Source organism: Pseudomonas sp. M1 (assembly GCF_022760135.1).
Lineage (GTDB): Bacteria > Pseudomonadota > Gammaproteobacteria > Pseudomonadales > Pseudomonadaceae > Pseudomonas > Pseudomonas citronellolis.
Genome location: NZ_CP094343.1, coordinates 3,536,631 through 3,558,736, shown reverse-complemented (window position 1 = coordinate 3,558,736; position 22,106 = coordinate 3,536,631). Strand labels below are relative to the sequence as shown.

16 protein-coding genes are annotated in these 22,106 nt (G+C 67.6%); 9 read left to right on the top strand and 7 right to left on the bottom strand.

The window, feature by feature from the left end:
* Positions 1–119: 119 nt before the first annotated feature.
* The 4 genes from PM1_RS15715 (at position 120) to PM1_RS15700 (ending at position 4,941) form a co-directional block, all read left to right on the top strand.
* Positions 120–1,139 carry a zinc-dependent alcohol dehydrogenase family protein gene (locus PM1_RS15715; protein WP_009620384.1) on the top strand — a complete coding sequence of 340 codons (1,020 nt, stop codon included), beginning with the start codon at positions 120–122 and terminating at the stop codon, positions 1,137–1,139.
* Positions 1,140–1,726: 587 nt separating this feature from the next.
* Positions 1,727–2,185, top strand: a complete 459-nt coding sequence (locus PM1_RS15710; RefSeq protein WP_009620386.1) for a (2Fe-2S)-binding protein — start codon at positions 1,727–1,729, stop codon at positions 2,183–2,185.
* Between the two features lie 11 nt (positions 2,186–2,196).
* On the top strand, positions 2,197–4,455 hold the full coding sequence (locus PM1_RS15705; protein WP_009620388.1) for a xanthine dehydrogenase family protein molybdopterin-binding subunit: 2,259 nt from the start codon (positions 2,197–2,199) through the stop codon (positions 4,453–4,455).
* A gap of 150 nt (positions 4,456–4,605) precedes the next feature.
* Positions 4,606–4,941, top strand: a complete 336-nt coding sequence (locus PM1_RS15700; protein ID WP_009620390.1) for a ribonuclease E inhibitor RraB — start codon at positions 4,606–4,608, stop codon at positions 4,939–4,941.
* 401 nt (positions 4,942–5,342) lie between these two features.
* On the opposite strand, the gene PM1_RS15695 is transcribed toward PM1_RS15700, so the two are convergent.
* Both PM1_RS15695 and PM1_RS15690 read right to left on the bottom strand, forming a co-directional pair.
* On the bottom strand, positions 5,343–6,002 hold the full coding sequence (locus PM1_RS15695) for a DsbA family oxidoreductase (RefSeq protein WP_009620392.1): 660 nt from the start codon (positions 6,000–6,002) through the stop codon (positions 5,343–5,345).
* Positions 6,003–6,447: 445 nt separating this feature from the next.
* Positions 6,448–7,335 (bottom strand): LysR family transcriptional regulator, encoded by an 888-nt coding sequence (locus PM1_RS15690; RefSeq protein WP_009620393.1) that lies wholly within the window; start codon positions 7,333–7,335, stop codon positions 6,448–6,450.
* A 135-nt stretch (positions 7,336–7,470) separates the two neighbouring features.
* On the opposite strand from PM1_RS15690, the gene PM1_RS15685 reads away from it, so the two are divergent.
* Both PM1_RS15685 and PM1_RS15680 read left to right on the top strand, forming a co-directional pair.
* Complete coding sequence (locus PM1_RS15685; protein WP_009620399.1) at positions 7,471–8,631, top strand: M20 metallopeptidase family protein; 1,161 nt, start codon at positions 7,471–7,473, stop codon at positions 8,629–8,631.
* Between the two features lie 129 nt (positions 8,632–8,760).
* Positions 8,761–10,251, top strand: coding sequence for an AbgT family transporter (locus tag PM1_RS15680; RefSeq protein ID WP_009620404.1), 1,491 nt, complete (start codon positions 8,761–8,763; stop codon positions 10,249–10,251).
* A gap of 36 nt (positions 10,252–10,287) precedes the next feature.
* Here the strand turns inward: PM1_RS15680 and PM1_RS15675 are convergent, their stop codons facing one another.
* From PM1_RS15675 to PM1_RS15665, 3 genes are all read right to left on the bottom strand, one after another.
* Positions 10,288–12,696: a TonB-dependent receptor gene (locus tag PM1_RS15675; RefSeq protein ID WP_009620405.1), complete on the bottom strand. Its 2,409-nt coding sequence runs from the start codon at positions 12,694–12,696 to the stop codon at positions 10,288–10,290.
* A 160-nt stretch (positions 12,697–12,856) separates the two neighbouring features.
* Positions 12,857–13,831, bottom strand: coding sequence for a FecR domain-containing protein (locus PM1_RS15670; protein ID WP_009620408.1), 975 nt, complete (start codon positions 13,829–13,831; stop codon positions 12,857–12,859).
* A complete protein-coding gene (locus tag PM1_RS15665; protein WP_009620409.1) occupies positions 13,831–14,334 on the bottom strand; it encodes a sigma-70 family RNA polymerase sigma factor in 504 nt (167 codons plus the stop codon). The genes PM1_RS15670 and PM1_RS15665 overlap by 1 nt, the downstream gene beginning before the upstream one ends.
* A 251-nt stretch (positions 14,335–14,585) precedes the next feature.
* Here PM1_RS15665 and fusA point away from each other — a divergent pair, with 251 nt between their 5' ends.
* Positions 14,586–16,694 carry an elongation factor G gene (gene fusA / locus PM1_RS15660; RefSeq protein ID WP_009620411.1) on the top strand — a complete coding sequence of 703 codons (2,109 nt, stop codon included), beginning with the start codon at positions 14,586–14,588 and terminating at the stop codon, positions 16,692–16,694.
* A gap of 208 nt (positions 16,695–16,902) precedes the next feature.
* Positions 16,903–18,006, top strand: coding sequence for an IS110 family transposase (locus PM1_RS15655; RefSeq protein ID WP_024128888.1), 1,104 nt, complete (start codon positions 16,903–16,905; stop codon positions 18,004–18,006).
* 864 nt (positions 18,007–18,870) lie between these two features.
* On the opposite strand, the gene PM1_RS15650 is transcribed toward PM1_RS15655, so the two are convergent.
* Positions 18,871–19,659: a carbon-nitrogen hydrolase family protein gene (locus tag PM1_RS15650; protein ID WP_009621791.1), complete on the bottom strand. Its 789-nt coding sequence runs from the start codon at positions 19,657–19,659 to the stop codon at positions 18,871–18,873.
* Between the two features lie 16 nt (positions 19,660–19,675).
* Entirely contained in the window at positions 19,676–21,358 is a 1,683-nt protein-coding gene (locus PM1_RS15645) for a flavin monoamine oxidase family protein (RefSeq protein ID WP_009621793.1), read from the bottom strand.
* A 265-nt stretch (positions 21,359–21,623) separates the two neighbouring features.
* On the opposite strand from PM1_RS15645, the gene PM1_RS15640 reads away from it, so the two are divergent.
* Positions 21,624–22,052, top strand: coding sequence for an Lrp/AsnC family transcriptional regulator (locus PM1_RS15640; RefSeq protein ID WP_009621795.1), 429 nt, complete (start codon positions 21,624–21,626; stop codon positions 22,050–22,052).
* Positions 22,053–22,106 lie beyond the last annotated feature (54 nt).

The window sequence follows — 22,106 nt, the reverse complement described above, 5'->3', positions numbered from 1 at the left end:
CGATCGATATGCCTGCGGAATCATCGGCATTTATGTCGACTATCGATAGCGGTGGGTAGCAAGCACAAGAAAGCCCGGATAGAGTCCGTGGCTATAAAGCATCAAAGGCGAGGTATGTGATGTCCCGCATGATCCGATTCCACCAGTTCGGTGATGCCTCGGTACTCAAACTCGAGGAAGTCCCGACCCCACGGCCGGGGCCGGATGAAGTCCTGATCCGCACCCAGGCGCTGGGCGTGAGCTGGCGCGACGTGCTCTGGCGGCAGAACCTGGCGCCCGACCAGGCCCAGCTGCCCGCCGGGATCGGCTACGAACTGGCCGGCGTGGTCGAGGCGGTGGGCGCGAACGTCACCGATCTTGCGCCCGGCATGGCCGTGGCCAGCTTCCCGGCCGACTCGCCGAACCAGTACCCGGCCTGGGGCGATTACGTGGTGATGCCGCGCACCTCGCTGACGCGCTACCCGGACAACCTCACCCCCGTCGAGGCCGCGGTGCACTACACCGGCCTGCTGTACGCCTACTTCGCCCTGGTCGAGCTGGCCGGGCTGCAGTCGGGCCAGCACGTGCTGATCACCGAGGCCGGGCACTGCCTGGCGCCGCAGTCGATCCAGCTGGCCAAGGCCCTGGGCGCCAAGGTGATCGCCACCACCAGCCACGAGAACACCCGCGACTTCATCCGCAGCCTGGGCGCCGACAAGGTGATCTACACCGAGGAGCAGGACCTGGTGCTGGAAGTCGAGCGCTTCACCGACGGCAAGGGCGTGGAAGTGGTCCTGGACCAGTGCGCCGGCCCGCAGATGAAGCTGCTGGGCGACGTCGCCGCGCCGCGCGGCAAGCTGATCCTCTACGGCATCAACGGCGGCAACGACGCCACCTTCCCGGCCTGCGCGGCCTTCAAGAAGCACCTGCAGTTCTACCGCCACTGCGTGCTGGACTTCACCGGCCAGCCGGAAATCGGCCTGACGCGCAACGACGAGGCGGTGCAGCGGGCGTTGCAGGCGATCAACCAGATGACCGCCGACCAGTTGCTCAAGCCGAGCATCGACAAGGTCTTCGACTTCGCCAAGTTCCGCGAGGCCAGCAACTACATGGAAAGCTGCCCCGGCGGCGGCCGGGTGGTGATGAAGGTTGCCGACTGACCTACCTGCCCGCGCAATGCCAGAAGCCACTCTCCGGAGTGGCTTCGGTGTTTCTGCGTCCCCGTTTTTCGTAGGAGCGCCAAACCTGTAGGAGCGGGCCCTGCCCGCGATTCGCGCGCAGGGCGCGCTCCTATAAGGGGCACGGCGCGAGGCAACCTGTAGGTGCGGATCTCATCCGCGAATCGCGCCGGGACCTCCGACTATCGCGGACAAGGTCCGCTCCTACGGGGACATGCTGTGCCTCCCTGAGACCTGTAGGAGCGGGCCCTGCCCGCGATTTCGCGTGCAGGGCGCGCTCCTACAAGGGGCATGGCGCGAGGCAACCCGTAGGAACGGATCTCATCCGCGAATCGCGCCGGGATGTCCGGCTATCGTAGACAAGGGCCGCTCCTGCAAGGAATGGCGTGGGTGGGCCGCATCCACCGCAGGATCGGGCAAGCCTGCGCAGGACCGGGCAAGCCACTGGGCGGGGTTTTCCCGTATCGTCGCGGCATTCGGCCAGGGAAGCGCCTAGGCTGAATCCATTCCCCACGGAGCGGCCTTGGCTCCGGACTTCCACATCACCCGAACAAAGAGGTGAGCGCCTGATGATCAAGCTGAAACTCAACGGCAAGGACCACGAATTCGACGCGCCCGGGGAAATGCCCCTGCTCTGGGCGCTGCGCGACGTCGCCTTGCTCACCGGCACCAAGTATGGCTGCGGCATGGCCCTGTGCGGGGCCTGCACCGTGCACGTCGACGGCCAGCCCACGCGCTCCTGCGTGACGCCCCTGGCGGCGGTGGCCGGCAAGCAGGTCACCACCATCGAGTCGGTGGCCGAGCAGGCCGCCGGCAAGGCGGTGCAGGAGGCCTGGCGCAAGCTGGACGTGGTGCAGTGCGGCTACTGCCAGTCCGGCCAGATCATGTCGGCCACGGCGCTGCTGGCCGGCAACAAGAGCCCCAGCGACGCCGACATAGACGCGGCCATGAGCGGCAACATCTGCCGCTGCGCCACCTACGTACGCATCCGCGCGGCCATCCACGAAGCCGCGCAGAACCTGGCCTGAGGAGGCGCGACATGGCAGACCTGCAGCAACGAGCCAGCCGTGAGCCGGAAGACGCCGGCGACGGCATCCTCAACGTCAGCCGCCGGCATTTCCTGCGCGGCGCCGGCGGCCTGGCCCTGGGCATCTACTTCGCGCCGCTGCTGGGCCGCTTCGGCGACCCGCAGGCCGCCGCGGCCAAGGCCTTCGAGCCCAACGCCTTCGTGCGCATCGCCCCCGACGGCACGGTGACGGTGATCGCCAAGCACGTGGAAATGGGGCAGGGCAGCTACACCGGCCTGGCCACCCTGCTGGCCGAGGAACTGGACGCCGACTGGAGCAAGGTCCGCGTCGAAGGCGCCCCGGCCGACGCCAAGCGCTACGCCAACCTGGCCTTCGGCACCCTGCAGGGCACCGGCGGCAGCAGTGCCATGGCCAACTCCTTCGAGCAGATGCGCAAGGCCGGGGCCACGGCCCGGGCCATGCTGGTGGCCGCGGCGGCGCAGCAGTGGAAGGTGCCGGCCGAGCAGATCGAGGTGCACGATGGCGTGGTCGAGCACAAGGCTTCCGGGCACAAGGCCGGGTTCGGCCAACTGGCCGAGGCGGCGGCCAAACAGCCGGTGCCGGCGGAGGTGAAGCTCAAGGCGCCGGAGGACTTCAAGCTGATCGGCCAGGTGAAGCTGCCGCGCAAGGACAGCCAGGACAAGACCGACGGCCAGGCGCGCTTCACCCAGGACGTGCACCTGCCGGACATGCTGGTGGCCGTGGTGGCGCACCCGCCGCGCTTCGGCGGGGTGCCGAAAAAGGTCGACGACAGCAAGGCCAAGGCCGTGCCCGGCGTGGTGGCGGTGGTGCAGTTCCCGGGCAGCGACTCGCGCTTCGCCGGCGTCGCCGTGCTGGCGAAGAACACCTGGGCCGCGCGCCAGGGGCGCGACGCCCTGCAGGTGGAGTGGGACGAGAGCAACGCCTTCCGCATGGGCAGCGCCGAAATCTTCGCCAGGTACCAGGAACTGGCGGCCAAGCCCGGCGTGGTGGCGCGCAACGAGGGCGACATCGCCAAGGCGCTGGACAAGCCGGCCAAGCTGATCGAGGCGCAGTACCAGTTCCCGTTCCTGGCCCATGCCTCCATGGAGCCGCTGAACTGCGTGGTCAGGCTCTCCGACGGCGCCTGCGAGATCTGGAACGGCGAGCAGTGGCAGACCGGCGACCAGATGGCGGTCGGGCAGTTGCTGGGCATCGCCCCGGAGAAGGTCTCGATCACCCAGCTGTACGCCGGCGGCAGCTTCGGCCGCCGCGCCAACCCACACTCGGACTATGTGCTGGAGGCCGTCTCGATCGCCAAGGCGGCCCGCGAGCACGGCCACAAGGGGCCGGTGAAGATGGTCTGGACCCGCGAGGACGACACCCGCGGCGGCTACTACCGCCCGGCCTTCCTGCACAGCGCGCGCCTGGCGCTGGACGGCCAGGGCAACCTGGTGGGCTGGGAGCAGCATCTGGTGGGACAGTCGTTCATCGTCGGCACGCCCTTCGAGAAGGTGATGGTCAAGGACGGCATCGACCAGGTGGCGGTGGAGGGCGCGGCGGACCTGCCCTATGCGGTGCCCAACCTGCGCGTGGAGCAGACCCTGGTGCCGGAGGTCAAGGTGCCGACGCAGTGGTGGCGCTCGGTGGGCCACACCCACACGGCCTATTCCACCGAAACGCTGATCGACGAAGCCGCGGTGGCCGCCGGCAAGGACCCCTACGAATTCCGCCGCGCCCTGCTGGAGAAACACCCGCGGCACCTGGGCGTGCTCGACCTGGTGGCCGACAAGGCCGGCTGGAAGCAGCCGCTGAAGGCCGGCGGGGAAGGCGAGAAGCGCGGCCGCGGGATCGCCGTGCACGAGTCCTTCGGCAGCTTCGTGGCGCAGGTGGTGGAAGTCACGGTGAAGGCCGACAAGAGCTTCCGCATCGACCGCGTGGTCTGCGCCGTGGACTGCGGCCTGGCGATCAACCCGGACGTGATCCGCGCGCAGATGGAAGGCGGCATCGGCTACGGCCTGGCCATGGCCCTGCACAGCGCCATCACCCTCAAGGAGGGCGTGGTCGAGCAGTCCAACTTCCACGACTTCCAGGTGTTGCGGATCAACGAGATGCCTGCGGTGGAGGTGCACATAGTGCCGTCCAGCGAGGCGCCCACCGGCGTCGGCGAGCCCGGCGTGCCGCCGGCGGCGCCGGCCCTGGCCAACGCCCTGGCGGCGGCCACCGGCAAGCGCATCCGCAACCTGCCGATCGGCAACCAGCTGCAGGCCTGAGGCCGGTGGTGAGGGCGGCCCGTTGCCTCGTGCAGCGGGCCGTTGCTTTTTCCGCGGCCAGCACCCGATATTTCCGGCGCGGCCGCGCCAAGGCAGGTATCCTTGTCGGCAGGCGTCCGCCCGGATGCCCCTTTCTACTGGAGCTGTGACATGACCCGCGACAAGCAACTCTTCCCCGACGACGAGATCGGTGACGCCCTGTGGGCCCTGCAGGAAGATGGCGAGGACCTTTCGTTCGAGCGTGAGGTGGAATTCGCCGTGATCTTCCCGGAAGAGCAGGCGGCGCTGGATTTCGCCATCCTCCTGCTGCAGAACGGCCAGAAGGTGGCCTATTCCGAATACGACGGCGACCCGGCCAACCCCTGGCAGGTCCTGGCCTACCCGGTGATGGAGCCGACCCACGAGAGCATCAGCGGCTACGAGGAACTGCTGGCCGAGCATTCCGAACCGCTGGGCGGCAAGACCGACGGCTGGTCGGCGCTCTGAGGCGGGATGTGGTGGAAAAAGCCGGGGCAGGTCCCCGGCTTTTTTGTGGGCGCGGGTTCATCATTCACCTGTAGGAGCAGGCCCTGCCTGCGATTTCGCGCGCAGGGCGCGCTCCTACAGGGGAATGGCGCGGGTGGGGCGGCGTAGGCGGATCACATCCGCGAATCGCGCCGGGACGTCCGGTCATCGCGGACAAGGTCCGCTCCTACGGGGAAACGCCATACCTGATGGCGAACTGTAAGCAGGCCCTGCCTGCGATTTCGCGCGCAGGGCGCGCTCCTACAATGGGAATGGCGCGGGTGGGGTGGCGTAGGAGCGGATCTTATCCGCGAATCGCGCCGGGACGTCCGGTCATCGCGGACAAGGTCCGCTCCTACGAAGAGCGTCTTGGCGTAGCCGGCTTACGGCATCGGCTCGGATTTCTCGGCCACCTGGCGCAGGGCCTTTTCGTAGTAGTCGGCCGATTGCGCGCCGGAGATCAGCTGGCGGCCGTTGATGATCACCGCCGGCACGGCGCGGATGCCGTGGCTGGTGAAGAATTCCTCTTCCTCGATCACTTCGCTGGCGTAGGCGTCGCTGTCGAGTATCTCGCGGGTGCGCACCGGGTCCAGGCCGATGCCGGCGGCCAGGTCCAGCAGTTCCTCGCTGTCGCTGATGTTGCGCCCTTCGCCGAAGTAGGCGTGCAGCAGCGCCTGCTTCAGCGCAAGGTCCCGGCCCTGTTCGGCGGCCCAGTGCAGCAGGCGGTGGGCGTCGAAGGTGTTGTAGATGCGCTGGCGCTTGTGCAGGTCGAAATGGAAGCCGACTTCCTCGCCGAAGTCGCGGATGCGCTTGTGGTTGCTGGCGATGTCTTCGGCGCTGCTGCCGTACTTGCGCTGCAGGTGCTCGACCAGGTCCTCGCCTTCGGCGGGCATGTCGGCATTGAGTTCGAAGGGCTTGATCCGCAGCTCGACGTCGATCTCGCCGTCGACGCGCTGGATGGCTTCGAGCAATCCGCAAAGGCCGATGGCGCACCAGGGGCAGACCACGTCTGAGACGAAATCGAGGGTGATGGCTTCGCGCATACGGGCGATCTCCGCCTTGGGGTTTCGGTGTTCAAGCATGGACCTTTTTGCCCCGGGTGATCCAGTGCCGGTGGGGCGTGGCGTAGCTACTTCTTCCTAATGACTTTAGATTTTATTCTTATCTATTTGATCTATAAGAAGTATTTCTATTCTAGAAATTACTTTAACTCCGGCATGCTTCCAGCTACCCAGGTACAGGCTACAGGCCTTGCCCTGCCTGGACTCCGGCGCGATGGCGGGATGAGGAGGAAGCGACCGGATGTGAGATTGTTTCCCTATATCAATCATAAGTTGTTGATATTCAATAATTTATTATGCGAGTGCGCAGGTTATTCCTGCCGGAAATTGTATGTTCGACATTAGAAATGACATGCAATATACTGAAAATAAAGGAATTATTTTCGAGATTTGCTAGCTGTCCCGCCCACGCCCCGGCAACCCGCCCTCACTCGATCGCCCGATCGAGGAAACCCAGGAATTCGACGATGGCGGCAGGCAGATGGCGCCCCTGCAGGGTAACGATCTGCAGCACGCTGGCCTGCATGGTGTCGTCCGCCACCGGCACCGCGACCACGCCTTCGGGCAGGTTGCCGCCCCGGCTGCCCAGGGAACTGATGAACATCAGCGTCCCGGCCGCCAGGGCGAAGGCCTTCAGGCTTGCCATGGAGTTGGTGGCGAACACCGGCTCCATGGACAGCCCCTGGGTGGCCAGCGCGGTGTCGACCAACTGGCGTTGCGTGCGCTGCTGGTCCGGCAGGGCCATGGGCTCGGACGCCAGGTCGGCCAGGGTGACCTGTTCCCGCGTGGCCAGCGGATGGTCGCGCGGCACCAGCACGTGCATCGGCCGGCGCACGATGCGTTCCACCTTCACCCCGGCCGGCGCGGAATAGCTGTAGGTGATGCCGATGTCGGCGCTGCCGTCGCCGACGCGCGCGCAGATGTCCGCCGAGTTGCCCACCCAGACGTGGAAGCGCACGCCCGGGTAGGTGCGGCGGTAATCCGCGAGTATCCGCGGCAGCCAGTCGATGGCGAAGCCCTCGTAGGCCGCCAGGCGCACCAGGCCGCGGTGCGGGCCCTGCAGTTCGCGCACGTCCGCCAGGGCCCTTTCGGTGTCCAGGGCGATGCGCCGGGCGCGCTGGGCCAGCAGTTCGCCGGCCGGGCTGAGCAGCATGCCGCGCGGCCGCCGTTCGAACAGCTCGACGCCCAGTTCCTGTTCCAGGCGGGCGATCTGCCGGCTGATCGCCGAGCCGGAGACGTGCAACCGGGCCGAGGCCTCGGTGATGGAGCCGCTGCGGGCCACTTCCAGGAAGTAACGCAGGGCTAGATGCTGCATGGCGGTTGTGCTTTGCATAAAAGGCAAGGGTGGCTGCGAATTAATGAAATTGTGGCATCGCGCGCGGACTGCTAACAATCCTCGCCGACAGACCGGGCAGAACAACAACAACGAAACCCCTCTGGGAGGTCATCGATGTCCGTATTCACCGGCGAGGCGATTGCCGAGGCCACCGCCATCCGCCAGCAACTGCACAGCCACCCCGAACTCAAGTACGAAGAGCACGCCACCGCCGACCTCGTCGCCGCCTTCCTGCGCCGCCATGGCTACGAAGTGCGCACCGGCGTGGCCGGGACCGGCGTCGTCGCGCTGCTCGACACCGGCCGCCCCGGCCCCTGCATCGGCCTGCGCGCCGACATGGATGCCTTGCCGATCCTGGAGGACACCGAGCTGCCCTATGCCTCGCGCACGCCGGGCAAGATGCACGCCTGCGGCCACGACGGGCACACCGCCTCGCTGCTGCTGGCCGCCGGCCGGCTCGCCCGGCATCACGACCACCTTCGCGGGCGCATCAAGCTGCTGTTCCAGCCCGCGGAGGAAGGCGGCCTGGGCGCCGAACGGATGATCGAGGAGGGCGCGCTGGAGGGCGTCGAGGCCATCTTCGGCTACCACAACCGCCCGGGCTATCCGCTGGGCCGGGTGTTCGCCAAGGCCGGGCCGAGCATGGGCGGCAGCTCGCTGTACGAGGTCACCATCAGCGGCAAGGGCGGCCATGCCTCGCGCCCGGACCTGGCCATCGACCCGATCTTCGTCGGCGCGGCGGTGGTCCAGGCGCTGCAGGGCGTGGTCGGCCGCCGTCTGTCGCCGCTGGAGTCGGGCGTGGTGACGGTCACGCAGTTCCATGGCGGCAACAGCCAGAACGTCATCCCCGGCCAGGCGACGCTGATGATCAACACCCGCGACGGCTCGCCGCAAGCCGCCGCGGTGATCGACGAAGCGCTGCGCCGCGTCGTCGCCCAGGTCTGCCAGGCCCATGGCGCCAGCGCCGAGCTGGTGCGGACGATGCGCATCCCGGCGCTGGTCAACGACGCCGACGAAACCGCTTTCGTGGTTGAGACCGCCATCGACGCCCTCGGCGCGGACAAGGCCGGCTACATGCACCAGCTTCCCACCATGGGGGCGGAAGATTTCGCTTTCTACCTGGAGAAAGTGCCGGGTTGTTATTTCTTCGTCGGCAACGGCGAGGACGGCGCCTACCTTCACCATCCGCACTACGACTATCGCGACGAAATCCTGCCCGTCGCGGCGGGCATGTTCGTCGCCATCGCCGAGCGGCGCCTCAGGCTCGACGCCTGAGCGAAGGCACTCACGGGCCCGCGGCGCGCCGGCGTTCTCGCCGGCGCCGAGGCGGGCCATCCGGCAATCCGTGCAGGCCAGCTTCGCCGCGCCCCCGAGCGGCCGGCGGCTGGCAAAGGAAAATTCACCATGCAGCGTTTCTTCAACGCCATCGAGCGGGCGGGCAACAAGCTCCCGCACCCGGTCATCCTGTTCGCCTGGCTGTGCCTGGGCGTCGCGCTCCTGTCCTGGGCGCTGGCGGCGTCCGGGGTGTCCGGCGTCCATCCCAAGACCGGCGACCTGGTCACGGTCAGGAGCCTGGTTTCCGGCGAGGGCCTGGTCTTCGCACTGACCTCGGTGGTCAGGAACTTCGTCAGCTTCCCGCCGCTGGGCGCGGTGCTGGTCATCCTGCTGGCCATCGGCGTGGCCGACAAGACCGGGCTGGTCGGGGCGCTGATGCAGGTGAGCGTGATGAAGGCCCCGCGCTACCTGACCACCTTCGTCATCTTCCTCGTCGGCATGTGCAGCCACGTGGCCGCCGACGCGGCCTTCGTCATCCTCATCCCGCTGTCGGCGATGATCTTCCAGGCCACCGGGCGCAACCCCCTGGTCGGCGCGGTGACCGGCTTCGTCGCGGTGGGGGCGGGCTACGATGCCAGCCTGCTGATCACCCCGACCGACGTGATCCTCTCCGGGATCACCACCAGCGCCGCGCAGACGATCGACCCTGCGGCCTATGTCTCGCCCATCGACAACTACTATTTCGTCGCCTGCTCCGCCGTGCTGCTGTCGGTGATCGGCGCCTTCATCATCGAGCGCATCGTCGAGCCCCTGGCCGGCCCGTACCGCGGCAGCGTGGTGGTCGACATCCAGCCGATCAGCGCGCGGGAGCTCAAGGGGCTGAAGCGCGCCGGCTGGGCGGCGTTGGTGCTGGCCGCCCTGGTCCTCGCCGCGGTGCTGCCGGCCGGCTCGCCGTTGCGCAACCCCGAGGGCGGGCTGGTGCCTTCGCCGTTCCTCACCAGCGCGGTGGCCGTCTTCGCCATCTTCTTCCTGGTCCTGGGCTGGGTCTACGGCCGCAGCGTGGGGAAGATCGGCGACGCCCGCGATGCCATCGGCTTCATGGCCGAGGCGATCAAGGAACTGGCGCCGACCCTGGTGCTGTTCTTCGCCATCTCGCAGTTCCTCGCCTGGTTCAAGTGGACGCACCTGGGCGAGTGGATCGCCGTCGGCGGCTCGCACCTGCTCGACAGCAGCGGCTTCGGCGGCATTCCGCTGGTGCTGGCGTTCCTGGGCCTGGTGACGCTGATGAACCTGTTCATCACCTCGGGTTCGGCGCAGTGGTCGCTGATGGCCCCGATCTTCGTGCCGATGCTGATGCTGGTGGGCTTCGAGCCGGCCTTCGTGCAGGCGGCGTACCGCATCGCCGACTCCTCGACCAACATAGTCACGCCCATGAGCCCCTACTTCAGCCTGTGCCTGGCCTTCCTGCAGCGCTACCAGAAGGACGCCGGGATCGGCACCCTGGCGTCGATGACCATTCCGGTGGCCCTGGGCTTCCTGCTGTGCTGGACGCTGTTCCTCATCCTCTGGATGGAGCTGGGGCTGCCGATAGCCCCCGGTGTGGGCCTGTACCTCGACTGAGCGAGGGCCGGGCGAACGCGCGCCCGGCCCGCGGCTTCAGAAGTCGACGGTGGCGGACACCCGCAGGGTGCGCGGCTCGCCCTGGGTCAGGTAGCCGCCGATGGTGGAGGCCCAGTAGTCCTCGTTGGCGACGTTTTCCAGGTTGGCGCGCAGGGTCACCTCGCGCTGCTCGACCTTGAAGCGGTAGCGGGCGCCCAGGTCGACGCGGGTCCAGGCCGGGATGCTCAGCTCGTTGGCCTGGTCCAGGTACTGGCCGCCGGTGCGCAGCAGGCGGCCGTTGAGCGCCAGGCCGTCGAGGCCGGGCACGTCCCAGTCGGCGCCGAGGTTGTACTGGAAGCGCGGCACGCCGATGGCGCGGTTGCCGTCGTTGGCGCCGCCGGCGGTGTTGCGCAGCTCGGTGTCGATCCAGGTGGCGCCGGCCAGCAGGCGCAGGCCGTCCAGCGGTTCGCCGAATAGGTTCAGCTCGACGCCGCGGTTGCGCTGCTCGCCGTCGACGCTGAAGACCTTGGTGTCCGGGTCGGTGACGCTGGTGGGCTGTTCGATGCGGTAGAACGCCAGGTTGCCGCCGTAGCTGCCGAAGTCCAGCTTGGCGCCCACTTCGATCTGCTTGGAACGCTGCGGGGCGAACACCTCGCCGACGTTGACCGCGGTGGAGGGCGCGGTGGGGCCGGCGGCCAGGCCTTCGATGCGGTTGGCGTACAGCGACAGGTAGTCGGTGGGCTTGACCACGATGCCGTACACCGGCGTGGTGATGGACTCGCGGTAGTCGGCGCTGCGCACGCCGGCGTAGCTCCAGCCGTCGGTGCCGATGCTCTGGCGGCGCACGCCGAGGGTCAGCAGCACGCGGTCGTCGAGAAAGCCCAGGGTGTCGGAGGCGGCGGCGCTGCGGTTGCGCGTCTTGCCGACGATGCCGGGGTCGTTGTAGTCGCCGCCGGAGTAGGTGGTGGCCGGCTTGGCGACCTGCACGGGGCGGTACAGGTTGGCCGGGTACTTGCTCAGGGCCATGCGGTAGGCGCTGCGCTGCTCGGCCCAGATGCCGGCCAGGCCGAGGTTCAGCTGGTGGCTCACCGCTCCGGTGTGGAAGCGGCCGTTGAGGCCGGCCATGGCGCTCTTGTTGTCCTCGTCGTGGGTGGCGTCCATGGTGCCGCCGCCGGCGCCGCCGTTGTTGTCGCTCAAGGTCAGCGAGGAGTAGCTGCCGTTCTCGCGGGTGTGCTTGGCGCCGCCGGAGAGGTAGGCGGTCCAGTTGTCGTTCAGGTCGTACTCGCCGCGGAACATGCCGTAAGTGTCTTCCAGCTGCGAGTAGCTCCAGGCCTGGCCGTAGTTGCTGTCGGCGTCGGGCGCGTGGGGGATGCTGGTGACGCCGCTGCCGACGTAGACCACCGGGCGGCCCTGGTTGATGCGCTGCTTCTGGTAGCCGAAGTCGCTGCTCAGGCGCAGGCGTTCGCCGCGGTAGTCGAGGTTGACGCTGGCCAGCTTGTAGCGTTGGGCGTTGTCGTCGATGGCGCTGTCGCCTTCGCGCTGGGCCAGGTTGAGCCGCGCGCCGAAGCGGTTGTCTTCGCCGAAGCGCTGGCCCAGGTCGAGGTGTTCGCCGACCTGGCTGTCGCTGCCGTAATCCAGGGCGAAGCTGCGCGTGGGGACGTCCTCGGCGTGCTTGGTCTGCAGGTTCACCGCGCCGCCGATGCCGCTGCCGCTGGGCGTCACGCCGTTGATGAAGGCGTTGGAGCCCTTGAACAGCTCGACGCGCTCCAGCGACTCGGTGCCGATGATCTGCCGCGGCGTCACGCCGTACAGGCCGTTGAGCGAGACGTCGTCGGTGCTCAGCGGCAGGCCGCGGATGACGAAGATCTGCGAGAAGTTGCCGTAGCCGTTGCCCTGGCGCACCGCGGCGTCGTTGAGCAGCACGTCGCCGACGGTCTGCGCCTGCTGGTCCTTGATGGCCTGCGCGGTATAGCTGGAGAAGGCGAAGGGCACGTCCTGCATGTCCTGGTTGCCCAGCATGCCCAGCCGGGCGCCGCGGGCCACCTGGCCGCCGGCATAGGCCGGCGGCAGTTCGCCGGGGGCCTGGGCCACGGCGCTGACGGTGGTGGCGCCCATCTCCAGGGCCTCGCCGTCCCGGGCGATGGCTTCGACGCCGTAGCCGCTGGGCTTGCGCACCAGGCGGTAGCCGCTGCCTTCCAGCAGGCGCATCAGGCCGTCCTCGGCGTCGTAGCTGCCTTTCAGGCCGTCGCTGTGGCGGGCGTTCAACGTGGCGGCCTCGAAGGCCAGGGGCACGCCGGCCTGGGCGGCGAAGCGGGCCAGCACCTCGCCCAGCGGGCCCGGGGCGATGTCGTACTGGCGTTGCACGCTGGCGGTTTCCGCGGCCAGGGCGGGCAGGGTAGCGCCCTGCAGGGCGAGGCCGATGGCCAGGGCGAGGGTGTGGGGCTTCAGGCGGAGGCGGGTGGTCATGCGGTGGTCCTGTCGGCGCGAAGAGTGAATGGGGTGTTTCCTCCTTCACCGGACGAGCAGGAAAAAGGTGTCATGGCGGATGAAAAATTTTTCGGGGTTCGTTGGGGCGGCGTGGCGATGGGTATCGCTGCGCTCAACCGCATCCTACGGGCGGAGGGGTTCAGGCGGGCTCCAGAGTCACCCAGTAGCGCGTCAGGCTGCTGATCTTCAGCGGCAGCATGTCGGCCAGCAGGCGCAGGCCGGCGTCGTCGTTGCCCAGGGGAATGGCACCGCTGACGCGCAGCCCGGCCAGTTGGGGCGCGCAGCGCAGTACGCCGTTGCGGTAGCGGCCCAGTTCGGCCAGCAGGGCGTCCAGGCGCAGGTCCTGGGCCAGCAGCATGCCGTTTTCCCAGCTGCTGGCATTGGCGTCCGCCGGCTGCACGGCCTGCAGGGCGCCGGCGCTGAACAGCAGTTGCTGGCCGGCCTCGACCTGGCGCCGCGCGGCAGTGGCGAAGGGTTCCACGGCGACGCTGCCTTCCAGCACGGCTACCCGGCACGCCTCGCCCAGGTCGCGCACGGCGAAGCGCGCGCCGGCGGTGCGCAGCAGGCCCTGGCGGCTTTCCACCAGGAACGGCCGCGGCTCGGGCGCCGGATCGGCGTGGGTGGCGACGAGGATTTCGCCGTCGAGCAGGCGCAGGCGGCGTTCCCGCGGGCTGAAGCGGATGTCCACGGCGCTGCCGGTGTTGAGCGTCAGCAGGCTGCCGTCGGGCAGTTGCACGCGCTTGCGCTCGCCAGTGGCGGTGCGCTGGTCGGCGCTCCATTCGGCCCAGGGCAGCTGGCGCGCGCCCAGCCAGGCCGCGGGCGCCACCGCCAGCAGCAGGCCCAGGCGGTTGAGCATCTGCCGCCGGCTCAGGCCGCGCTCGCCCAGGCGTTGCAGGCTCTGCCGGCCCGTGCCCGGCGGCAGCTGCTGCAGGCCGCCGAGCAGGCTTTCGGCGCGGCGCCAGGCTTCGGCGTGCTGCGCGCTGCGCCCGCGCCATTGCTCGATGGATTGCTCGATGGCCCGCAGGTCGGCGGCGCTGGCCGGGCGTTCGCCCAGGCGCACCAGCCAGTCGGCGGCTTCGCCGAGGATGCGCGGGTCCAGCGTCTGTTCGTGCATCAGGCCAGGCTCAGGCAGGCGATGAAGGCCGCGCGCATGTAGCGCTTGACGGTCGCCAGGGACAGGCCCAGGCGCTCGGCGATGGCCGGGTAGGTGAGGCCGTCCAGCTGCGCGAGCAGGAAGGCTTCGCGGGTGAGGGCGGGCAGTTCGCCCAGCGCCGCGTCGATGCGCCCCAGGGTTTCCAGGATCAGTTCGCGGGCTTCCGGGCCGGGGGCCAGTTCCTCGGGTAGCGCGGAGAGGGCTTCTAGGTAGGCGCGTTCCAGTTCCTGGCGGCGCCAGCGGTCCACCAGCAGGCCCTTGGCGATGTGGGTGAGCAGGGCGCGCGGGCGTTCGCCGACCTCGCTCAGCGGCCGGCGCAGCAGGCGCAGGAAGGTGTCCTGGGCCAGGTCGGCGGCATCCCAGGTGTTGCCCAGGCGGCCGCGCAGCCATTGCTGCAGCCAGCCGTGGTGGCGTTCGTAGAGGGTGTGCAGGTGCTGGTCGGCGGAGGGTTCGGCGAATGCCACGGTGTCGTGCGCCAGATGATCATTTGCGAATGACTCTCATTTTATGTCGGTTCCGCCGCGCGGCGCAATGCCGCGATGCCGCAGCCGGTCGGCGCATGTGCCGGGCGCCGTCATCGGCACTGGAATTGCCGCGCAGACGCGCTACCTTGAGCCTGTCCCGAATGCATAATTCGAGGGTTTGCCTTCTTCGGCGGACGGCTTCGCCGTTCGCGGTCGAAACCTCAAGTCATCCAGCAGAAACGGAGCACATCATGGCTCGCACCACGCCCATCGAGCTTTATCGCAACATCGGCATAGTCGCGCACGTGGACGCCGGCAAGACCACCACCACCGAGCGCATCCTGTTCTACACCGGGGTCAACCACAAGATGGGCGAGGTGCACGACGGGGCGGCGACCATGGACTGGATGGTGCAGGAGCAGGAGCGCGGCATCACCATCACCTCGGCGGCCACCACCGCCTTCTGGCAGGGCTCGACCAAGCAGTACCCGCACAAGTACCGCTTCAACATCATCGACACCCCCGGCCACGTCGACTTCACCATCGAGGTGGAGCGCTCGCTGCGCGTGCTCGACGGCGCCGTGGTGGTGTTCAGCGGCGCCGACGGCGTCGAGCCGCAGTCCGAGACGGTGTGGCGCCAGGCCAACAAGTACCACGTGCCGCGCCTGGCCTACGTGAACAAGATGGACCGCCAGGGCGCCGACTTCCTGCGCGTGGTCGAGCAGATCAAGCGGCGCCTGGGCCACAACCCGGTGCCGATCCAATTGGCCATAGGCGCGGAGGAGAACTTCAACGGGCAGATCGACCTGGTGAAGATGAAGGCCATCTACTGGAACGACGACGACCAGGGCACCAGCTACCGCGAGGAACCGATCCCCGCCGAGCTGCAGGCGCTGGCCGAGGAGTGGCGCGCGCACATGATCGAGGCCGCCGCCGAGGCCAACGACGAGCTGATGAACAAGTACCTCGAGGGCCAGGAGCTGAGCCTGGAGGAAATCAAGGCCGGCCTGCGCCAGCGCACCCTGGCCAACGAGATCGTCCCGGCAGTGCTGGGTTCCTCGTTCAAGAACAAGGGCGTGCCGCTGGTGCTGGACGCGGTGATCGACTACCTGCCGGCGCCCTCGGAAATCCCGGCGATCAAGGGCACCCACCCGGACGACGAGGAGAAGCACGACGAGCGCCACGCCGACGACAGCGAGCCGTTCTCCTCGCTGGCCTTCAAGATCGCCACCGACCCCTTCGTCGGCACCCTGACCTTCACCCGCGTCTACTCCGGCGTGCTGAGCAGCGGCGACGCGGTGCTCAACTCGGTGAAGGGCAAGAAGGAGCGCGTCGGGCGGATGGTGCAGATGCACGCCAACCAGCGCGAAGAGATCAAGGAAGTGCGCGCCGGCGACATCGCCGCGCTGATCGGCATGAAGGACGTCACCACCGGCGACACCCTGTGCGCCATCGACAAGCCGATCATCCTCGAACGCATGGACTTCCCCGACCCGGTGATCTCGGTAGCGGTGGAGCCCAGGACCAAGGCCGACCAGGAGAAGATGGGCATCGCCCTGTCCAAGCTGGCCCAGGAAGACCCCTCGTTCCGCGTGAAGACCGACGAGGAGACCGGGCAGACCATCATCTCCGGCATGGGCGAGCTGCACCTGGACATCATCGTCGACCGCATGCGCCGCGAGTTCAACGTCGAGGCCAACATCGGCAAGCCGCAGGTGGCCTACCGCGAGGCGATCCGCAAGAAGTGCGAGATCGAGGGCAAGTTCGTCCGCCAGTCCGGCGGGCGCGGCCAGTTCGGCCATTGCTGGATCCGCTTCGAGCCGGGCGACGAGGGCAAGGACGGCCTGGAGTTCCACAACGAGGTGGTCGGCGGGGTGATCCCGCGGGAGTTCATCCCGGCGATCCAGAAGGGCATCGAGGAGCAGATGCAGAACGGCGTGCTCGCCGGCTACCCGCTGATCGGCCTGAAGGCCACGGTGTACGACGGCTCGTACCACGACGTCGACTCCAGCGAGATGGCCTTCAAGATCGCCGCCTCCATGGCTACCAAGCAGCTCTCGCAGAAGGGCGGCGCGGTGCTGCTGGAGCCGGTGATGAAGGTCGAGGTGGTGACCCCCGAGGACTACATGGGCGACGTGATGGGCGACCTGAACCGCCGCCGCGGCCTGATCCAGGGCATGGAAGACACCCCGGCGGGCAAGGTGATCCGCGCCGAGGTGCCGCTGGGCGAGATGTTCGGCTACGCCACCGACGTGCGCTCCATGTCCCAGGGGCGCGCCAGCTACTCCATGGAGTTCACCAAGTACGCCGAGGCGCCGGCGAATATCGCCGATGCCATCGTGAAGAAGAACAACGGGTGAGGTTTGCGGGATGAAGAACGGCGCCTGCGGGCGCCGTTTTTCATTGGGGCGGGATGCGATGCCTCATGGTGACTGCGGTTCGCGAGCAAGCTCGCTCCTACGAGAAGCCGTGCCTCCCGGGGACTGTAATTGGATGGACTCACCCTCACCGAGGCGTCGAGGCGCCACGGTGGCGGTCTAAGAAGCCACCGACAATGAGGGTGAGTCCATGAAAAAGCATACGACGATGAATAAGCCGGTGTCTGCAACCGATGTATCGGTGTGCACGACAGTCGCCGTGGATCTGGCGAAAAAGGTCTTCCAGGTGGCGGGGGAAGACGCCCAGGGTCAACTGGCGTACGAACAGCGAATCAAGTCGCGTGAAGCGTTTCAGGTGTTTCTGCAGAAGCTGCCGGAGGGCGTGACGGTGCTGATGGAGACCGGCCCTGGAGCACAAGCCTGGGCCCGGCTGCTGCAGGCGCAGGGCAACCCGGTGCGTATCCTGCCGGCCCAGCGGGTGGCCGAGCACCGGAGCGGAGCGAAGAATGATCGCAATGATGCCCACGCCATTCTGCGGGCGGGCCGGGATAGCAGTATTGCGTCGGTACCGGTGAAGAGCGTCGCGGCACTGGCGATGCAGGCCTGGCACCGTGTCCGGCGGGGCTATGTGCGGCGGCGCACCGCCATGGGTAATCAGATCCGCGGGCTGCTGCTGGAGCAGGGCGTCGTCCTGGCACAGGGGGATGTGGGCTTGAAGCAAGGTGTCACCCGGGTGCTGGAAGACGCCCGCCAGCCGTTGCCGGCGCTGCTGCGCGAGCTGATCGACGAGATGCTGAAGGAATGGCAACGGCTGGGCGAGCGTATCGCCGCGCTGACCGGGCGTCTGGAAGCCTGTGCCGCCGCCGACCCGACAGCCAAACGGCTGATGACGGTACGTGGTATCGGTCCGATCACGGCTACGGCCTTGCTGGCCAAACAGGTCGAGCCGGAACGTTTCGCCAATGCGCGTCAGTTCGCTGCCTACTTCGGCATCGTGCCCGACCAGCACAGCAGCGGGCAGAAGGTAAGGCTGGGCAAGATGACCAAACGTGGCGACGCCTATGTGCGCAGCCTGATGGTCGTAGGCTCGCATGCGGTGTTGAAGCAACTGCGGCCCGATTCCGAACACCCGGACGATCGGCGCCTGCAGCGCTGGCTACAACGTCTGGGGCGCAAGGGCGCGGCAGTGCGACTGGCCAACCGCAACCTGCGTATCGCCTGGGTGCTGCTGTGCAGCGAACAAACCTACCAGCGCAAGCCGAATGCTTGCCGGGAGATGGAAATGAGCCACTGATCAACGAGTTCCCGCCAACGGGGCGCCAAGTCGCTCCAACCCTTGCTGAAGAACATTGACCCCTGGTCAGACCGTCGCGGATCGATGCCTACGCTCCTACCGGCCTTCGAGGCCTCTTTGTAATCGGCATTCCGCGGGCTTACCCAATGTTGGCCAGAAGCCCGACGTGGCTTCCTCGAACAGGCCTAATACATAGATGCAGTCGGGTTTTCATGTTCAAAAGCGGGTTGACGGTGGGGGTGAGTCCATACATATCGCCTGGGTGCTGCTGTGCAGCGAACAAACCTACCAGCGCAAGCCGAATGCTTGCCGGGAGATGGAAATGAGCCACTGATCAACGAGTTCCCGCCAACGGGGCGCCAAGTCGCTCCAACCCTTGCTGAAGAACATTGACCCCTGGTCAGACCGTCGCGGATCGATGCCTACGCTCCTACCGGCCTTCGAGGCCTCTTTGTAATCGGCATTCCGCGGGCTTACCCAATGTTGGCCAGAAGCCCGACGTGGCTTCCTCGAACAGGCCTAATACATAGATGCAGTCGGGTTTTCATGTTCAAAAGCGGGTTGACGGTGGGGGTGAGTCCATACATAGGAGCAGGCCCTGCCTGCGATTCGCGCGCAGGGCGCGCTCCTACAGGGCGTGGTGTGGGTGGGGCGGCGTAGGAGCGGATCTTATCCGCGATCCGCGCCGGAGCGTCCGGCTATCGCGGACAAGGTCCTAGGTTCCAGGAAGCACGGCTTTTCGTAGGATGGCGTTGAGCGAAGCGATACCCATCGCCGCGACCGCATAGGTTTCGCAAGCTCAACCCATCCTACGAAGAGCGCCTCGGCGCAAGACAGTTGCTCCTATACCTTGCAGCCGCTCCATCAGGACCGATACAGCATCGGCCTGCGCAGCCGCAGGTAGCTGTAGCCCTCGCGGACCATGGCGATGCGTTCCGGCTCAAGGTCGGCGATCAGCAGTTCCCCGGCCTGTTTCGCCCGGGCCATCACCTGGCCGTCCGGGGCCACCACGCAGCTCAGGCCGCAGTATTCCAGTTCGCCTTCGCTGCCCTGGAAGTTGGCGTAGGCGAGGAACACCTGGTTCTCGTAGGCGCGGGTGGGCACCAGCACCTGGCAGACGAACTCGTAGGGGTGCATGTTGGCCGTCGGCACCAGCACCAGGTCGGCGCCGGCCAGGGCCAGGGTGCGCACGGCTTCGGGGAACTCGACGTCGAAGCAGATCAGCAGGCCGAGCTTCCAGCCGTCCAGCTCGACGATCGCCGGCGGCTCGTCCGAGGGGCTGAACTGGTCGCGGTCGAGGTCGCCGTACAGGTGCGTCTTGCGGTAGTTGGCGCGGCGCTCGCCGTGGCGGTCGATCAGTTGCACGCTGTTGAACGGCGCGCCGGCCGGGTTGCTTTCCGGGTAGCCGTAGAGGATGCCGACGTCGAACTCCCGGGCGATCCCCGCCACCGTCTCGGCGATGGCGCCGTCGGCGGCTTCGGCCAGGGCGGCGACGCGTTCGGCGCCGATGTTGTAGCCGCTGGCATACATTTCCGGGCAGACCAGCAGGTCCGCGCTCTGGGCGGCCGCGCGTTGCGCGGCCTCGCGCAGCCGGCGCAGGTTGCCGGCGAGGTCGTCGGGCCCCGGGGGGCACTGGTAGAGGGCGAGGCGCATGGCGCTTCCTCCTTGGTCAGTCGGGCAGGGCCACGGGGCCCAGTTCGGCATAGCGGTCGCCGGGGCCGGGGTTGTCCGGGTGGGTGGCGCCGCCGAAGTGGTGCAGGATGCCCCACACGGCGTTCAGCGAGGTCTGTACCGCGCCTTCGACCCAGGCCGGGGTCCAGGATACATCGTCGCCGGCGATGAAGATGCCGCGCTGCTCGGCGGGCAGGTCGTCCTGCATGAAGTGCGAGTACATGCGGTGGTTGTAGCGGTAGTGGCCAGGCAGGGCGCCCTTGAAGGCGCCGAGGAAATGCGGATCGGCCTCCCAGGACACGGTGATGGGGTTGCCGATCACGTGGCTGGCGATGTCCACCTTCGGGTAGACCTTCTTCAAGGCATCCAGCGCAAGCTGCACGCGCTTCTCCACCGGGTGCGGCAGCATCTTCATGGCGTCGCTCATCCAGGAGTAGGACAGGCAGATCACCCCGGGCTTGTCGTCGCCGTTGTCGAACAGGTAGGTGCCGCGGGTCAGGCGGTCGGTGAGGGTCATGCTCATGACGTCGCGGCCGGTCTGCGGGTCCTTGTCCTTCCAGAACGGCCGGTCGACCATGACGAAGGTCTTCGACGACTGCATGTAGCGGGTGCGGTCCAGGGCCATCCACATCTTCTGCGAGAACAGCGCTTCCTCGCATTCGATCTGGGTGGTCAGCAGCCAGCTCTGGCAGGTGGTCAGCACCGCGGCGTATTCGCGGGTGTCGCCCCAGTAGTCGGTGACCGCCAGGTTGCCGCTGGCGGCGCGGGCGATCTTCTTCACCCCCGGGCGCGGCGCGCCGTTGTGCAGTTTGGCCAGGGAGGTGCCGGCCGGCCAATGCGCGCAGCGCTCCGGCACGTGGTTCCAGATGCCGCGCGGCACCTGCTCGACGCCACCCACCACCAGGTGCTGGTGGTCGTCGCAGTTGGTCATCACCACGCGGAAGATTTCCAGCATGGAGTTGGGGAAGTCCGAGTCCCAGCCGCCGGTGCCGAAGCCGACCTGGCCGAAGATTTCGCGGTGGTGGAAGGACAGGCGCGAGAAGGCCTTGGAGGTGGCGACGAAGTCATAGAAGGTGCGGTCGTCCCACAGCGGCACCAGTTCGTCCCACAGCGCCTTGAGCTTGACGGTGTCGCGTGCGCGGATGGCGTCCTGGATCTCGGAGAAGCGCGCGCCGTCCTCCAGGGCGTCGGCCCAGGCCTGGGCGACTTCGCGGAAGATCTGCGGCAGGTCGTCGATCTTCTCCGCGTAGTGGCTGGTGCCTTCCAGGTCCACCACGGTGCTGCCGGAGGCCGGCGTCAGCGGGTTGGGGAAGGGCCTGGTCTCAAGGCCCAGCTTGTCCACGTAATGGTAGAAGGCCGTGCTGGAGACCGGGAAGCGCATGCCGCCGAGTTCTGCGATGACGCCCTCGGCGCCCTCGAAGGGCTCCGAGCGCAGCCGGCCGCCCAGCTTCGAGGCCTCGTAGACCACCGGCTTCAGGCCCAGCTTCATCAGTTCGTAGGCCGCCACCAGCCCGGCGATGCCCGCACCGACGATGGCCACTTCCTGGCCATGGTTGTGCGCCGGGATGCTGCCCAGGCCCGCCGGGTGCTCCAGCCAGTCGTCGAAGGCGAAGGGGAAGTCCGGGCCGAAGATGGTCACCGGTTGCTTGCCGGGGGTATGGGGGTGGCGGTTGTTGTGCATTTATCTCTCCCAAGGATTCTGGCGTGCCTGGCCCTTGTTCCAGCATTGCCCAGGCAGGTGTCTCTTGCACCGCCGCACGCGCTCCGCGGCGGGCCTTCCGATGGATGGCGCGAACGCGGAGAGGGCAAGCCTGGCCAGGCTTGTCGGCCGGCCCTGGCGGGCCGGCGCTGGTGCACATGGTGGCAAAGCCGGTCGTTGAAATGAATCCGCCAATCTGCAAAATGACGGAGCTATTCCAGGCAATTCAACCAATGGATTCGACAAAATGACGAGAAACGCCGATGCGGCCCTGCTCAGCCTCCTGCGCGCCAATGCCCGCGAGTCGGTTTCCGAACTGGCGCGCAAGCTCGGGGTGTCGCGCTCCACGGTGCAAAGCCGGATCGAGCGCCTGGAGCAGCAGGGCATCATCAGCGGCTATTCGATCAAGGTCGCCGACAGTTACGCGCAGTCGCTGGTGCGCGCCCACGTGCTGGTGACGGCGCTGCCCAAGCTGTCGCATCAGGTGGTGCAGGCGCTGGAGAAGATCCCCGAGGTGAAGACGCTGCACTCGGTGAGCGGCCAGTTCGACATGATCGCCATCGTCGAGGCCCTGTCGATCCGCGACCTGGATGCCTTGCTCGACCGCATCGGCGCACTGGACGGGGTGGAGCGCACCATGTCGTCGATCGTTCTCTCCACCCGCATCGACCGCTAGGGCCGCAATGGACTCCCGCTATTGCCCGGCATTGGCTATTCGGCGGCCCCGCAA